17 protein-coding genes are annotated in these 13,910 nt (G+C 65.7%); 12 read left to right on the top strand and 5 right to left on the bottom strand.

Annotated features, from left to right (window positions below; all coding sequences use genetic code 11):
- Positions 1 to 165: 165 nt before the first annotated feature.
- The 8 genes from Sj15T_RS17110 to Sj15T_RS17075 all read left to right on the top strand — a co-directional run bounded on the left by Sj15T_RS17110 (position 166) and on the right by Sj15T_RS17075 (position 6,132).
- Positions 166 to 1,536 carry a M48 family metalloprotease gene (locus Sj15T_RS17110; protein WP_013039275.1) on the top strand — a complete coding sequence of 457 codons (1,371 nt, stop codon included), beginning with the start codon at positions 166 to 168 and terminating at the stop codon, positions 1,534 to 1,536.
- Complete coding sequence (locus Sj15T_RS17105) at positions 1,533 to 2,303, top strand: DsbA family protein (RefSeq protein WP_013039274.1); 771 nt, start codon at positions 1,533 to 1,535, stop codon at positions 2,301 to 2,303. Before Sj15T_RS17110 ends, Sj15T_RS17105 begins: the two co-directional genes overlap by 4 nt.
- Positions 2,304 to 2,652: 349 nt before the next feature.
- Positions 2,653 to 2,787, top strand: a complete 135-nt coding sequence (gene rpmH, locus Sj15T_RS17100) for a 50S ribosomal protein L34 (protein WP_007683189.1) — start codon at positions 2,653 to 2,655, stop codon at positions 2,785 to 2,787.
- Between the two features lie 32 nt (positions 2,788 to 2,819).
- Positions 2,820 to 3,230, top strand: coding sequence for a ribonuclease P protein component (gene rnpA, locus Sj15T_RS17095; protein ID WP_013039273.1), 411 nt, complete (start codon positions 2,820 to 2,822; stop codon positions 3,228 to 3,230).
- The gene (yidD, locus tag Sj15T_RS17090) at positions 3,227 to 3,439 is read left to right on the top strand and encodes a membrane protein insertion efficiency factor YidD (protein WP_013039272.1); all 213 of its coding nucleotides are present in this window, start codon (positions 3,227 to 3,229) and stop codon (positions 3,437 to 3,439) included. Before rnpA ends, yidD begins: the two co-directional genes overlap by 4 nt.
- Before the next feature lie 25 nt (positions 3,440 to 3,464).
- On the top strand, positions 3,465 to 5,168 hold the full coding sequence (gene yidC / locus Sj15T_RS17085; RefSeq protein WP_013039271.1) for a membrane protein insertase YidC: 1,704 nt from the start codon (positions 3,465 to 3,467) through the stop codon (positions 5,166 to 5,168).
- A gap of 10 nt (positions 5,169 to 5,178) precedes the next feature.
- A complete protein-coding gene (yihA, locus tag Sj15T_RS17080) occupies positions 5,179 to 5,826 on the top strand; it encodes a ribosome biogenesis GTP-binding protein YihA/YsxC (protein ID WP_013039270.1) in 648 nt (215 codons plus the stop codon).
- A 3-nt stretch (positions 5,827 to 5,829) separates the two neighbouring features.
- Entirely contained in the window at positions 5,830 to 6,132 is a 303-nt protein-coding gene (locus Sj15T_RS17075) for an alkylphosphonate utilization protein (RefSeq protein ID WP_007683177.1), read from the top strand.
- A 5-nt stretch (positions 6,133 to 6,137) separates the two neighbouring features.
- On the opposite strand, the gene Sj15T_RS17070 is transcribed toward Sj15T_RS17075, so the two are convergent.
- Positions 6,138 to 6,719 (bottom strand): 2'-5' RNA ligase family protein, encoded by a 582-nt coding sequence (locus Sj15T_RS17070; protein WP_013039269.1) that lies wholly within the window; start codon positions 6,717 to 6,719, stop codon positions 6,138 to 6,140.
- A 166-nt stretch (positions 6,720 to 6,885) separates the two neighbouring features.
- Here Sj15T_RS17070 and Sj15T_RS17065 point away from each other — a divergent pair, with 166 nt between their 5' ends.
- Both Sj15T_RS17065 and Sj15T_RS17060 read left to right on the top strand, forming a co-directional pair.
- Positions 6,886 to 8,934, top strand: coding sequence for a carbon starvation CstA family protein (locus Sj15T_RS17065; RefSeq protein WP_013039268.1), 2,049 nt, complete (start codon positions 6,886 to 6,888; stop codon positions 8,932 to 8,934).
- Positions 8,931 to 9,116 (top strand): CstA-like transporter-associated (seleno)protein, encoded by a 186-nt coding sequence (locus tag Sj15T_RS17060; RefSeq protein ID WP_007683172.1) that lies wholly within the window; start codon positions 8,931 to 8,933, stop codon positions 9,114 to 9,116. Before Sj15T_RS17065 ends, Sj15T_RS17060 begins: the two co-directional genes overlap by 4 nt.
- A gap of 78 nt (positions 9,117 to 9,194) precedes the next feature.
- Here the strand turns inward: Sj15T_RS17060 and Sj15T_RS17055 are convergent, their stop codons facing one another.
- Positions 9,195 to 10,112, bottom strand: coding sequence for an XdhC family protein (locus Sj15T_RS17055; protein ID WP_013039267.1), 918 nt, complete (start codon positions 10,110 to 10,112; stop codon positions 9,195 to 9,197).
- A gap of 256 nt (positions 10,113 to 10,368) precedes the next feature.
- Positions 10,369 to 11,040: a S24 family peptidase gene (locus Sj15T_RS17050; protein WP_013039266.1), complete on the bottom strand. Its 672-nt coding sequence runs from the start codon at positions 11,038 to 11,040 to the stop codon at positions 10,369 to 10,371.
- A gap of 112 nt (positions 11,041 to 11,152) precedes the next feature.
- Here Sj15T_RS17050 and Sj15T_RS17045 point away from each other — a divergent pair, with 112 nt between their 5' ends.
- Positions 11,153 to 11,338 (top strand): hypothetical protein, encoded by a 186-nt coding sequence (locus Sj15T_RS17045; RefSeq protein ID WP_007683166.1) that lies wholly within the window; start codon positions 11,153 to 11,155, stop codon positions 11,336 to 11,338.
- Positions 11,335 to 11,703 carry a hypothetical protein gene (locus Sj15T_RS17040; RefSeq protein WP_013039265.1) on the top strand — a complete coding sequence of 123 codons (369 nt, stop codon included), beginning with the start codon at positions 11,335 to 11,337 and terminating at the stop codon, positions 11,701 to 11,703. The genes Sj15T_RS17045 and Sj15T_RS17040 overlap by 4 nt, the downstream gene beginning before the upstream one ends.
- Positions 11,704 to 11,750: 47 nt before the next feature.
- Here Sj15T_RS17040 and Sj15T_RS17035 read toward each other — a convergent pair whose 3' ends face one another.
- Together Sj15T_RS17035 and Sj15T_RS17030 are read right to left on the bottom strand one after the other, a co-directional pair.
- Positions 11,751 to 12,602, bottom strand: coding sequence for a hypothetical protein (locus tag Sj15T_RS17035; protein WP_013039264.1), 852 nt, complete (start codon positions 12,600 to 12,602; stop codon positions 11,751 to 11,753).
- A gap of 5 nt (positions 12,603 to 12,607) precedes the next feature.
- Positions 12,608 to 13,834, bottom strand: coding sequence for a TIGR04063 family PEP-CTERM/XrtA system glycosyltransferase (locus Sj15T_RS17030; RefSeq protein WP_013039263.1), 1,227 nt, complete (start codon positions 13,832 to 13,834; stop codon positions 12,608 to 12,610).
- Positions 13,835 to 13,910 lie beyond the last annotated feature (76 nt).

Genomic DNA, 13,910 nt, shown 5'->3' with positions numbered 1-13,910 from the left:
GCTAGTTCCATATGGCATGGAAACGGAAAGGCCGCTTTCCCCCCAAAGCCGCTATTGGACCTGCCGCTTAATAGGCTACATAACGCCTTTCAGTTGCCGTTCATCCGCTGGACGGCATGGACAGTCAGCGATGGAGCCTCTTCCCCTGCCCCGCACCGCCCCTGCATGCCCAATCGTGATCGCATGACCTCGCGCTGGCTTCGTTTCGCGGCCGTCGCGGCGGCATCGCTGGCCCTGCTGGCGCGCCCGGCGGCGGCCCAGCAGATATTGCGGGACGCGGAGACGGAGGCGTTCATGGCCGATATGTCCGCGCCGCTGGTGCAGGCCGCGGGCATGGAGCCGCGCAACGTCCAGGTGCTGGTCATCAACGATCCCAATATCAACGCCTTCGTTGCGGGCGGCCAATATGTCTGGGTGCATAGCGGGCTGATCGCGGCCGCCGACAATGTGAACCAGGTGCAGGGCGTCGTCGCCCACGAACTCGGCCATATAGAGGGCGGCCATGTCATCCGTTACGGCGAGGGGATGAAGGAGGCGACCGGCATCACCCTGCTCAGCCTGGTGCTGGGCGCGGCGGCCATCGCGGCGGGCGGCGCGGAAGCGGGCATGGGCATCCTCGGCATGGGGCAGCAGGCGGCGATGGGCAAGTTCCTGGCCTTTTCGCGGGCGCAGGAAAGCTCCGCCGACCTTGCCGGGGCGCGTTATCTCAGCAAGGCGGGGGTTTCGGGCAAGGGCAGCCTGGAATTCTTCAAGAAGCTGCAGAACCAGGAATATCGCCTCGCCATTCCGCAGGACGACAGCTATGGCCGCACCCACCCGCTGTCGGGCGAGCGCATCAATGTGCTGCGGGAAGTCTATACGGTCGATCCCGCCTGGGACAAGCCGATGGACCCGAAGCTGGAGGCGCGGTTCGAAAGGATCAAGGCGAAGCTGGTGGGCTTCGTGTCGGAACCCAGCCAGACCCTGCTCAGATATCCCGAAAGCGACCAATCGCTCCCGGCCCATTATGCCCGCGCCTATGCCTGGCACAAGAGCGCCTATCCGGACAAGGCGCTGGCGGAGGTCGACGCGTTGCTGGCCGCCGCGCCGCACGATCCCTATTTTCTGGAGCTGAAAGGGCAGGTGCTGTTGGAAAGCGGCAAGCCCGCCGACGCCATCCCGCCGCTGCGCGAGGCGGTGCAACTGACCAACCAGCCGCTGATCGCCACGCTGCTGGGCCATGCGCTGATCGCGACGGAGAATGACGCGAATTTCGCGGAGGCGGAGAAGGTGCTGCGCAACGCCATTGCGCGGGACCGGGAAAACCCCTTCGCCTGGTATCAGTTGGGCGTGGTCTATGAACATCGCGGCGACCTGCCCCGCGCCGCGCTGGCGACGGCGGAGCGCTATTCGATGATGGGCGAGGACCAGATGGCGCTGCGCAGCGCGGACGCCGCGATGCAGGGGTTGAAGCCGGGCACGGTTGACTATCTGCGCGCGCAGGATATCGCCATGGTTTCCCGCGCAGCCGTCGAGCAGAAGCGAAAGAAGAGATGACAGACCAATCGCGTCCCGGCTTTCGCGCTGCGCTTTCCAACAGGACCATGATGATGACCCTTGGCGTCTTCGCCTTCATCGCCGCCACCGCGACGGGCGCTGCGCTCGGCACCCAGAGCACGGGCCGCGTCGACGCCAGCGACAAGGCCGCGATCGAGCGGATCGTGCACGACTATATATTGGAGCATCCGGAGATCATTCCGCAGGCGGTCGAGAAATTGCAGGCCAAGCGGATGTCCGGCGCCATCGACGCCAGCCGCCAGACCATCGAAACGCCCTATGCCGGGGCGTGGGAAGGCGCGGCCAAGGGCGATGTGACGGTGGTCGAATTCTTCGATTATGCCTGCGGCTATTGCCGGGCCTCGCTGCCCGATCTCGCCCGGCTGGTGGGCGAGGACAAGGGCGTGAAGGTGGTCTATCGCGAACTGCCGATCCTGTCCGACGAGAGCATCGATGCGGCAAAGGTGTCGCTGCTGGCGGCGGAGAAGAACCAATATATGCCCTTCCACCGGGCGCTCTATGCCGCAGGGAAGGTGACGCGGGAGACCATCCTGGCGGCGGCGGCGAAGGTCGGGATCGACGCGAAAGCGGCGGAGGCTGCGATCGCCGGGGGCAAATATGATGCGGAGATCCAGTCCAATATCGGGCTGGCGCAGAAGCTGCAGGCGAGCGGCACGCCGACCTTCGTGATCGGAGGACAGGTGCTGAACGGGGCTGTGGGCTATGATGCGCTGAAAGCGGCGGTGAGCGCGGCGCGGGGGAAATAAGCGGCGGCTTTCGGGTGGATCGGACATCCCCCCTCCCGCAAGCGGGAGGGGGTTAGGGGGTGGGCTGGCGCAACATCAGCGTTGTTTTGCAACGGCTAAGCCAGAAGCTCCCCCGGATCAGGTCCGGGGTCGCGCCCACCCCTAGCCCCTCCCGCCTGCGGGAGGGGAAAGTCTTGGATTGGCCAGGATCCGACATTCCGTTCAACCATCTTCAAAACCATGATCCCCCCTCCTCCACCATTGACTCGCCTCTCCCTTTTGCCTATCGGACGCCCCCTGACATGCGGCCGCCTGCCCGGCGGCCCTTTTTTGTCACGCCCGATTCTTTTAGTTTTTTGAGGAATGAACGATGAAGCGCACCTATCAGCCGAGCAATCTGGTTCGGAAGCGCCGTCACGGTTTCCGCGCCCGGATGGCGACCCCCGGCGGGCGCAACGTGCTGCGCGCTCGTCGCGCCCGCGGCCGCAAGAGCCTGAGCGCCTGAACGACGCGCCGCTTGAACGCGCGCCTGCGGTCATGAGCCGGCGCGCTGATTTTCTGGCGGCGAATCGCGGGCGGCGCGCGCCCATGCCGGGCTTTGTCCTGCTGGTGCGCGAACGCGGCGACGGCGATCCGGCGATGCGCTACGGCATCACGGTCACGAAAAAGATTGGCGGCGCTGTCATCCGCAACCGGATGAAGCGCCGTTTTCGCGTTCTGGCGCGGGAACTGCTGCCCGTTCATGGCGTGGCGGGCGCCGACCATGTGCTGATCGGGCGGTCCGAGGGTATCGAGCGCGACTTCGGCCTGCTTCGGGGCGAGTTGGAGAAGGCGCTGCGCAAGGTGATGTCGCGGCCCCTGGGTGAAGCGCCGCCAAGGAGGCGGGATTCCTCCAAAGAGAAGAAAAAGGCTTCGACAGGCTCAGCCCGAACGGATGTGAGAGGGTGATATCCCGCATCCTCATCCTGGTCGCGCGCTTCTGGCAGATCGGGCCTTCGCGCATTTTGCCGCCCTCCTGCCGCTATGCCCCATCCTGTTCCGAATATGCGATTCAGGCGATCGGCAAATATGGTGCGGTGAAGGGTAGCTGGCTGGCCACGAAGCGGCTAATGCGATGCCACCCATGGGGCGGTTCGGGTTACGACCCGGTTCCCTGACAGACGAGATTCGAGAGCGACAAGCGTGGACGACAAGAAGAATATCATCCTGGCGGTGGTGCTGACCGCGGCGATCCTGTTCGGCTGGCCCTATGTCGCCCAATATTTCTTCCCCGCCGCCAATCCGCCGGCCACGAAGATCGAGGGCGGCAAGACGACGCCGCTCACCCCGTCCGGCGCCGCGCCCGCTGCCGAAGGCGCGGCCGCGATCCGCGATCTGGCGCTGGTGCTGAAGGACAGCCCCCGCGTGGCCATCCGCACGCCCAAGATCACCGGGTCGATCAACCTGAAGGGCGCGCGCATCGACGACATCGTGCTGCCGACCTACAAGGAAACCATCGCGAAATCCTCGCCCGCGATCCGCCTCTACAGCCCCAGCGGCACGAAGCATGCCTATTTTGCGGGCTTCGGCTGGCAGGGCGAAGGGGTGAAGACGCCCGACGGCGGCACCGTCTGGACCGCCAGCGCCAAGGAACTGACCCCGACCAGCCCCGTCACGCTGAGCTGGAACAATGGCGCGGGCCAGACCTTCGAAATCCGCTATTCCATCGACGAAAACTACATGATCACCGCGCAGCAGAAGGTGTCGAACGGCGGCGCCGGCGCGGTCGGCGTCAAGAGCTATGGCTATGTCAGCCGCGCCACGCCCTCGGCAGACCCGGACACCTGGACGATCCATGTCGGCCCGATGGGCGTGTTCAACGGCGCGGCCAATTATGACGTGAACTATTCGGATCTGGAAAAGGGCCCGGCCACGCAGAGCTTCCAGTCGACCGGCGGCTGGATCGGCTTCACCGACAAATATTGGCTCTCCGCCCTGATCCCGGACCAGAAGGCCGCCTTTACCGGCCAGATGCGCAAGGGCGCCGGTACGCAGTTCCAGACCGACATGTCGCTGGCCCCCATCATGGTCGCGCCGGGCAAGGCGGTGACGCAGACCAACCGGCTGTTCGTCGGCGCCAAGGAAGTGAAGACGCTGGAAGCCTATCAGGATGCGGGCGTTCCGCTGTTCGACCGGGCGATCGACTGGGGCTGGTTCTACTGGTTCGAAAAGCCGATCTTCGCCCTGCTCCACTGGCTGTTCGAACATATCGGCAATTTCGGCGTGGCGATCATCTGCCTGACCTTCGTGGTCCGGGGCCTGATGTTCCCCGTCGCCCAGCGCCAGTTCGCCAGCATGGCGGCGATGCGGGCCGTGCAGCCCAAGATGAAGGCGCTGCAGGAGAAATATAAGGACGACAAGCCCAGGCTCCAGCAGGAGATGATGGAGCTTTACAAGCGCGAGAAGGTGAACCCGCTGGCCGGCTGCCTGCCGATCTTCATTCAGATTCCGATCTTCTTCGCGCTGTACAAGGTGTTGCAGCTTACCATCGAAATGCGTCACCAGCCCTTCGTGCTGTGGATCAAGGATCTCTCCGCGCCCGATCCGCTGCACATCGTCAACCTGTTCGGCCTGCTGCCCTTCACCCCGCCCGCCTTCCTGGGGATCGGCGTGCTGGCGCTGCTGCTGGGCATCAGCATGTATTTTCAGTTCAAGCTGAACCCGGCGCAGATGGACCCGATGCAGCAGCAGGTGTTCGCGATCATGCCGTGGATGATGATGTTCATCATGGCGCCCTTCGCGGCGGGCCTGCTGGTCTACTGGATCACCAACAACTGCCTGTCGATGTTGCAGCAATGGTGGCTCTACAAGCGCCACCCGCAACTCAGCGCAGCGACCGCGAAATAAGGCCGGCCCGTTGACCGAACAGGAACAGGCTGAATTGATCGAGGAAGCGCGCAAGGTCTTTGCAGGCCCCATCGCCTTCCTCAAATCCGCGCCCGACCTTAAATTCCTGCCCGACATGGCGGTGAACGAAGTGGCTTTCGCGGGCCGGTCCAATGTCGGCAAATCGTCGCTGCTGAACGCGCTCACCAACCGCAACGGGCTGGCGCGGACGTCCAACACGCCGGGGCGGACGCAGGAACTCAACTTCTTCGACGTGGGCGACCCGCTGCGCTTCCGGCTGGTCGACATGCCGGGCTATGGCTATGCCAAGGCGCCCAAGGACATGGTGCGCAAATGGCGCTTCCTGGTGAACGACTATCTGCGCGGGCGGGCGAAGCTGAAGCGCACGCTGGTGCTGATCGACAGCCGTCACGGCATCAAGGATGTCGATACAGACATCCTCGACATGCTGGACGCGGCGGCGGTCAGCTACCGCATCGTGCTGACCAAGGCGGACAAGGTGAAGGCCAGCCATCTGGCGGAAGTCCGCCACTCCGTGACCGAGGCGATCCGCAAGCGGCCCGCCGCCCATCCCGACATCATCGCGACGTCGAGCGAAAAGGGCATGGGCCTTCCCGAATTGCGTGCCGCCGTGCTGGAAAGCGTGACGCAGGGATAAGCCATGGCCGATGATGACTATGTCTATGACGAAGCCAGCGGCGAGTGGATCAGCGCCGCCGAAGCGGCTGCCCGAACCCAGGCCGCCGATGCCGTCGAAGTGCGCGATGCGGTGGGCAATCTGCTGGCGGACGGCGATCAGGTCACGCTGATCAAGGATCTGGTCGTCAAAGGCGCTGGCCAGACGTTGAAGCGCGGCACGCTGATCAAATCGATCCGCCTGACCGGCGATCCCCAGGAAATCGACTGCCGCCATGACGGCATCAAGGGACTGGTGCTTCGTGCCGAGTTCGTGCGCAAGCGCTGAGATCCTCAGAAAAGGCTGTACTGCCCGCTCCCCTTCAAGGTCCATGTGGCAAGGGTTTCATGGTGGGTGCGCCCGACATGGCTGCATATCAGCATGAAGCGGTCGACATGCCAGCCAAAGCCCTCCACCCGGCGCTGTTCGGGCGGGCCGTCGCGGTAGAACAGCGTCTGGTGCGGGCTGAAGCTCCAGCCGGGGCGCAGCATCACCCCCGCCCCCTTCATCGCCGCCGCGATCCGCCTTTGCAGCGCGCCGAGCAACGGGACATTATGGGATGGCCGCAGGGCGGCGGACCGGCTGCCGATGCTGAGCCGGTCCAGCCGCAGGTCGAACGGTTCCGCCATCACGCCCGTCCCGGCCCGCATCAGCGCCTTGATCACGGCATAGGGATAATCGACATGGTCGCTGGTGATCGCCAGCGTCACATGCTGGTGATCCACGGCGATCCGCCGGGCGCCGCCGGCGATGCTTTCGGCGAAATGATCCGTCTGACGGGCGATCAGCGCCGTCGGTTTCAACGCGAAGAACAGGCGGAACAGGGTGTCGGTCGGGCGGCTTTCCATGGCGGTTGCTCCATGCGAATCGGTCATATATGTTCATGATATGTTCTTTTTCTTTCCAAGGCGAATCCGGGCAGATCAGCGCGCCGCCGATGAGCGGCAATCGGTGCGCGGACGGGGTTCCGGACAAGATGATTGTCTTTGAGGACCGTGGCCCTACTGTGCGGGTATCCAACGAAAAGGCAGCCAGAAAGCGATGACCCGGCACATACCCTGGATTATGATAGCGTTAGTGGGCGCGGCGGCGCTGTCGGTGGTGGCGGTGTCGCGCGGCGAGGCGGTCAACGCGCTGTGGATCGTGGTGGCGGCGGTCAGCAGCTTCCTGGTCGCCTATCGCTATTATGCGCTCTACATCGCGCGGCACGTGATGCGGCTGGACCCGTCGCGGCCCACGCCCGCGATCCGGCGGGCCGACGGGCTGGACTATGTCGCGACCGACCGGACCGTGCTGTTCGGGCATCATTTCGCCGCCATTGCGGGCGCGGGGCCGCTGGTGGGGCCGGTGCTGGCGGCGCAGATGGGTTATCTGCCGGGCACGCTGTGGATCATCGCGGGCGTTGTGCTGGCGGGCGCGGTGCAGGACTTCATGGTCCTCTTCATCTCCATGCGGCGCGACGGCAAGTCGCTGGGCGAGCTGATCCGCATGGAAATGGGGCAGGTCGCGGGCACCATCGCGCTGTTCGGCGCCTTCATGATCATGGTCATCATCCTGGCCGTGCTGGCGCTGATCGTGGTGAAGGCGCTGGCGGAAAGCCCATGGGGCATGTTCACGGTGGCGGCGACGGTGCCGCTGGCCATGGCCATGGGCGCCTATACGCGCTGGATCAGGCCGGGGCGGATCGGGGAAGTGTCGCTGCTGGGGTTGGTCGGATTGCTGGCGGCCATCGTCTATGGGCAGAGCATCGCCGATTCGCCGGTCTGGGGTCCGGCCTTCACCTTCACGCCGGTGCAGCTTTGCTGGATTTTGATCGGCTATGGCGCGGTGGCCGCGATATTGCCGGTGTGGCTGTTGCTGGCGCCGCGGGATTATCTGTCGACCTTCCTCAAGATCGGGGCCATCGCGGCGCTGGCGGTGGGCATCGTCATCATGGCGCCGCCGCTGAAAATGCATGCCGTGACGCAGTTCGCGAGCGGCAACGGGCCGGTCTGGGCGGGCGGACTGTTCCCCTTCCTGTTCATCACCATCGCCTGCGGGGCGGTTTCGGGCTTCCATGCCCTCATTTCCAGCGGCACCACGCCCAAGCTGATCGCCAGCGAAGCGCATGCGCCGATGATCGGCTATGGCGCCATGCTGATGGAGGCGTTCGTGGCGATCATGGCGCTGGTGGGCGCGTCGATCCTGGACCCCGGCATCTATTTCACGATGAACAGCCCGGCGGCGGCGATCGGCACGGACGCGGCAAGCGCGGCGGCGGCGGTGACGGCCATGGGCTTTCCCATCTCGCCCGACCTGATCCTGCAGACCGCGAAGGATGTGGGGGAGCATAGCATCATCTCCCGCGCCGGGGGCGCGCCGACGCTGGCGGTGGCGATGGCGGAGATATTCTCCCATGTCGTGGGCGGCCCGGCGATGAAGGCGTTTTGGTATCATTTCGCGATATTGTTCGAGGCGCTGTTCATCCTGACCGCCGTGGATGCGGGGACGCGGGCCGGACGCTTCATGTTGCAGGATCTGATCGCGCTGGCGGTGCCGGGGTTCAAGGATACGAAGACCATCGCGCCGGGGATCGTCGCGACGGCGCTGACGGTCGCGGCATGGGGATTCTTCCTCTATCAGGGCGTTACCGACCCGCTGGGCGGGGTGAACACGCTCTGGCCGGTGTTCGGCATTTCCAACCAGATGCTGGCCGCCATCGCGCTGATGCTGGGGACGGCGGTGCTGTTCAGGATGAAGCGGGACGGCTTCGCCTGGGTGACGATCGTTCCGGCTGCATGGTTGCTGGTCTGCACCCTGTCGGCGGGTTGGCTGAAGCTGTTTTCGGCGGATGCGAAGGTCGGGTTCCTGGCGCATGCGGCCAAGTTCGGCGCGGCTGCCGACAGGGGCGAAGTGCTGGCCCCCGCCAAGTCGATGGCGGAGATGGAGGCGATCATCTTCAACGACCGGGTCGACGCCGGGCTGGTGGCGATATTCCTGTTCGTGGTGCTGGCGGTGCTGTTCTTCACGATGCGCACCTGCCTGGCGGCGCGGAAGGCGGCGGCGCCGACGGCTCGGGAAATTCCGGCGCAACTGGTGCCGGCGGAATGAGCCTGTTTCTCCACAGGCTGCGGCAGGTGGCGCGCATGATGGTCGGCGTGCCGGATTATGACGCCTATCTGCGGCATATGCGGGAGCATCATCCAGAGCGGGTGCCGATGGAGCGGATCGCCTTTTTCCGGGAGCGGCAGGAGGCGCGCTATGGGGGCAAGAATGGGGGGAAGTGCTGTTAGGGGGTGAGCGTCGCGCAATTCCCCTCCACCATTTGCCTTGCAAATGGTCCCCCTCCCCATCGTTTATGGAGAGGATTTTTAGCGTTTGGAATTGAAGGCGGCGATCATGCCTGCGGCGATGGAGAGGGCGATTTCGGCGGCGCCCACCGCGCCTATGTTCAGGCCTGCGGGGCCGTCTATGCGTGTCAGTTCTTCCGGGGGGAAGCCCAGGGCGGCCAGCCGTTCCAGCCGCGCTGCGTGGCTTTTGCGGGAACCGAGCGCGGCGATATAGCCGGTGGGCGCGCGCAGGGCCGCAGCCAATGCCGGATCGTCGATCTTGATGTCGTGGCTGAGCGTCACCACCGCGGTCGATTCGCCGGGGAAGCGGGCGGCGACGGCTTCATCGGGCCAGCGGTCGTCCAGTTCGACGCCGGGGAAGCGCTCCTCCGTCAGGAAGCGGCCGCGTGGGTCGATGACGACCGGGGTGACGCCGATAGCCTGGGCCAGGGCGCTTAGCGACTGGGCGATCTGCACCGCGCCCACGATCAGCACCCGGCGCGGCGGATCATAGCGGTTGTGGAACTGGCCCTCGGTCGACCCTTCCCGCGTCAGGCCGGTTTCCAGGTCAGTCGACAGGGTGATCGCCCTGCCCTTTTCGCTTTCCGCCGCGACCCGTTCGAACAGCGTGGGATCGAATCCATCCGCGCCGACCGGCTGGACCAGCACGCGGATTTCCCCGCCGCAGGGCAGGCCGACCGCCCAGGCATCGCCGTCCGCGACGCCATAGCTTTCCAGATGCGCCGGCCGGCCCGCGATCACCTCGGCGGCGCGCTGGAGCACGTCGCTTTCCACGCATCCGCCGGAGATGCTGCCTTCGAAGCGACCGTCCTCATGCACGATCATATGGCTGCCGCGCGGCCGGGGGGCGGAACCCCAGGTCGCCACCACCGTCGCCAGCGCCAGCCGCGCACTGCGCCATTCCATGGCCTTGCCGATGACCGCGCCGTTATCGTTCAAAATCGAGCCTCCTGGAGCGATTTCCAAGCGATCGGAACCGATCGCTGGTTAAGAAATCGCGGAAAACAAAGAATCTAGAGCGGCGATCTAATTCAATCAGATCGAAACCCGCTCTAGGGTGTGTGGGGATTCAGTCCATGGCGGGCTGCAAATAGCGGCTTTCTGCGCTTCCGGTGCTCACGTACTGAAGTACGCTGCGCGCCAGTTCTCGAAATCCACTATTTTCGCCGCACCCTGAACTGAATCCCCACACGCCCTAGACCAGCCGTCGTCCGGTCCATACCACCCGTCCCACGATAACGACCAGCGCCGGATCGATGTCGATCCAGTCGGGATAATGGGGATTGTCGCTGAGCACGGAAAAAAAGCCCCGGCGCGGCCCCATGGCCACACGCTTCACCATCAGCACCCCGTCGAGCCGCAGCACGTAGACGCCGTCGCGCAGACGTTCCGCATCGTCGTCATGATTGACCATGATCTCATCGCCGTCGCTGAGCGTGGGGGCCATGGATTCGCCGTCGACGCGGATGATCGATATTTTCTGCGGCCGCACCCCCAGGTGGCGCAGCCAGTTGGCGTCGAACGCCATCAGGCCGGCGGCCCGCTCATCCTCGTCCAGCGATCCCGGCCCGGCCGAAGCGCCCAGCGAAAGGCGCGGCACGCTGACCACCGAGGGCAGCGAGCGCACCCTGGAAGGCGGCGCGCCGCGCTGGGCCGATCCGCCCAGCATCTCCTCCGCCACGCCGAAATAGCGGGCCAATATGCGCCGGTCCTCCTCATCCAGCTTGCGCGGCGTGCCGCGTTTGATGAACTGCTGGATATAGGCGGGATTGCGGTTCAGCAGGCGCGAGAGATCCGAATAGCTGTCGCCCCGCTCGGCAATCAGCCGTTCCAGCACCATGCGCGGATCTTCTCCAGTACCGACCATATCTCATCCATTACTGATAGGAATTTTCCTAGACAAGTAGGAAATTTGGCAACATGAAAATCGCCTGAGGATTCGCGCCGGCGGATCGAATCGGCAGAGGAGAAGCGGGGATATGTTGTTGCGTGAGGTCGAGAAATTTCTGCGGGAAAACGATATTCCGGCGACCAGGTTCGGCCGCGAGAGCGTGCGCGATCCCCGGCTGGTCTTGGACCTGCGCAGGGGCCGCGAACCGGGCGAACGGATGAAGAGAAGAGTAGAACATTTCATGAACACATATCGCAGGAGCACGGGCGAATGACAAGCATCCAGGTGAACGCTCCCATCCGGAATCTGCTCCAGAATGAAGGTAGGGCAAAAGCGCGCGACCCGCTGCCTCGCCTGCTGGCGCAACTGATCGCGCGGGCGGGCGGTGAGGTCATGGTGGAGCGCGCCGCCAGCCGTCCATGGGCCAGCGCGCTGTTCCAGGGGCGGCGCCATGTCATCGCGCTGACGATTGCCGGGCCGGATGCCGCGGAACGGCGCGCCGCCTTCGCCGAGGGGATAGAGGAAGCGGAATGGAGCCTGTCCGGCCATTTCGTCGCGGACATCGGCATCGACAGCAGCCGTCCGGCGCCGGGCGGCGAGTGGATGGAATTGTCGGCGCTCACCATAGAGGACTGGTGAATCGGCCCCGGTCGGAGCGCGCCGTCCAGCGCGCCCTGCCGGTCGGTTCAGCGGGCGCGGCCGGCCATGGTACGCAAAGTCCCCAGGGCGGCGCGCAGGGCTTCGTCCACGCCCTGCTCGACCTGGTCGCGCACCGGCACGGCGGGTTCGACCGGCATGTCCGCCAGAACGGAGGCGGGCCGGCCCATGCGCTTGCGCTGGGCAAGGCCCTGTTCCAGCCTCTGGGTCAGTTCCGATAGCGACAGATGCGCGGTGGGGGCGGAAGTCCGCTCCGATCGCGCGGGTTGCGCGGCCTGCTGAGGTTCGGCATCCGCCGTTTCCGGCGCGAACGCCCGCTGGAGGCGGGCAAAGGCCGTTTCCTCCGGCAATCGTTCCGGTGCGCCGGGAATGGAAAGGCCGCCCGGCACGGGGGCGGGCGCCTCGACGGGGGCTTGCGCCTTCCCATCTTCGCGTCCCGGCGCGGTGCGGGCGAAAATGTCGAGGCCGCCAAAGTCGCGGCTGGCGAAGATGGGCGACCGGGCGGGCGCGTCGGGATGGGCGTCGGCGCGGCGCAGCGCCGGCCCCGATTTGCGCCGGTCCCGCGACAGCCAGTTCAGCTTCGACAATGCAAAACCCATTTCACTCACTCCTGCGGCGCCGTTCCCGCGCCCTTGCTTGTCATGCGTCAGCAGAGCGACGCGCTTTTCCCTTTGTCCCGCCCAGATCAGGCCCAGCGCCATCGCCGCGCCGAAACCCGCCAGCAGCAGCCGGGCCTTCAGCCCCAGCGGCGGCGCGGCGGCCGGCACGGCTTCGCTGAGGCCGCTGGACGCCACGACCGTTTCGACCAGCCCGACCGGCAGCGAGAAGAGGAGCAGCCCGGCCCCCAGCGCGCCGAGCAGCGCCTTCGCCAGCCCGCGCATTCCCGTCACGCCGCCGCCCGCACCCGATGGGGGCGCGCCAGCAATTGCCGATAGACGGGTTCGTAGCGCAGAATGTTTGACGACCAGTTACGCTCGCGCTCGACGAAGGCGCGCGCCGCCGCCCGCCGTTCGTCCCAGAAGCCGCGATCCGCGAACATCCCGGCCAGGGCGGCGGCGATGGCGGGGGGATCGTTCGGCGCGAACAAGGTGCCGGTGACGCCATGTTCGATCAGTTCGCGATGGCCGCCGACGCTGGACGCCGCGACCAGGCGGCCCTGCGCCATGGCCTCCAGCGGCTTCAGCGGCGTCACCAGGTCGGTGAGGCGCATCGCCTTGCGCGGATAGGCCAATATGTCGACCTGCGCATAATAATCCTCGACCTGATCGTGGGGCACGCGGCCGACGAAGACGATATGGTCGGCGAAGGGGGAGGCCATGGCCTGATCCCGCAGCGCCTGTTCGCGGGGACCGCCGCCGACCAGCAGCAGCTTCGCCTTCGGGCGGGCGCGCACCAGTCTGGGCAGGGCGGCGATCAGGTCGTCCAGCCCCTCATAATCGTAGAAGCTGCCGATGAAGCCGACGACATCGGCCCCTTCCAGGCCCAGCTTGGCCGTCAGCGCGGCATCGCGGGGGACGGGCGTGCCGAACTGGTCCATGTCGACGCCGTTGGGCGAGACGATGATCTTGTCCTTGTCGATGCCCCGCGCCACCAGGTCGCCGCGCAGCCCTTCGCAGATCACCGCCACCGCATCGGCGGCGCGGACCGCATGGGTTTCAAGCTGGCGGGTCAGCCAGTAACGGGGGCTGCCCTCCGTTCCGGTGCCGTTGCCGACCGCCGCATCCTCCCAGAAGGCGCGGATTTCGTAGATCATGGGAATCTGGTGCCGCTTCGCCACCTTCTGCGCGGCGATCGCGTTCAGCACCGGGGAATGGGCGTGGATGATGTCGGGCCGCCACTGGCGCACCAGCGATTCGATGGCGTCGGCATGGGCGGAAATATCGCGCCATTCGCGCAGCAGCGGATTGCCGCCGGTCGATTCGCCCGGCGTGCGGTGGAAATGCAGGCCGTCGACGATTTCCTCCAACGGTCCCGGCGCGGCGTGGCGATGGCCCGTGATGCCGCGCACGTCCCAGCCCTTCGCCAGTTGCGCCCGCAATATCGCGCGGGTGCGGAAAGTATATCCGCTGTGCATCGGCAGGCTGTGGTCCAGCACGTGGAGAATCCGTGTCATGGCGCTGAGTCTTGCCGGAAAAGGTTTAACGGGCCGTCAACTCTGTTGGGCTATGACGAGGTGATCCGGCGTCCAT

Source organism: Sphingobium sp. TA15, from assembly GCF_037101235.1.
GTDB classification, from domain to species: Bacteria; Pseudomonadota; Alphaproteobacteria; order Sphingomonadales; family Sphingomonadaceae; genus Sphingobium; species Sphingobium indicum.
The sequence above is the reverse complement of the archived record's forward strand: the minus strand, read 5'-3'. Positions and strand labels throughout refer to the sequence as shown.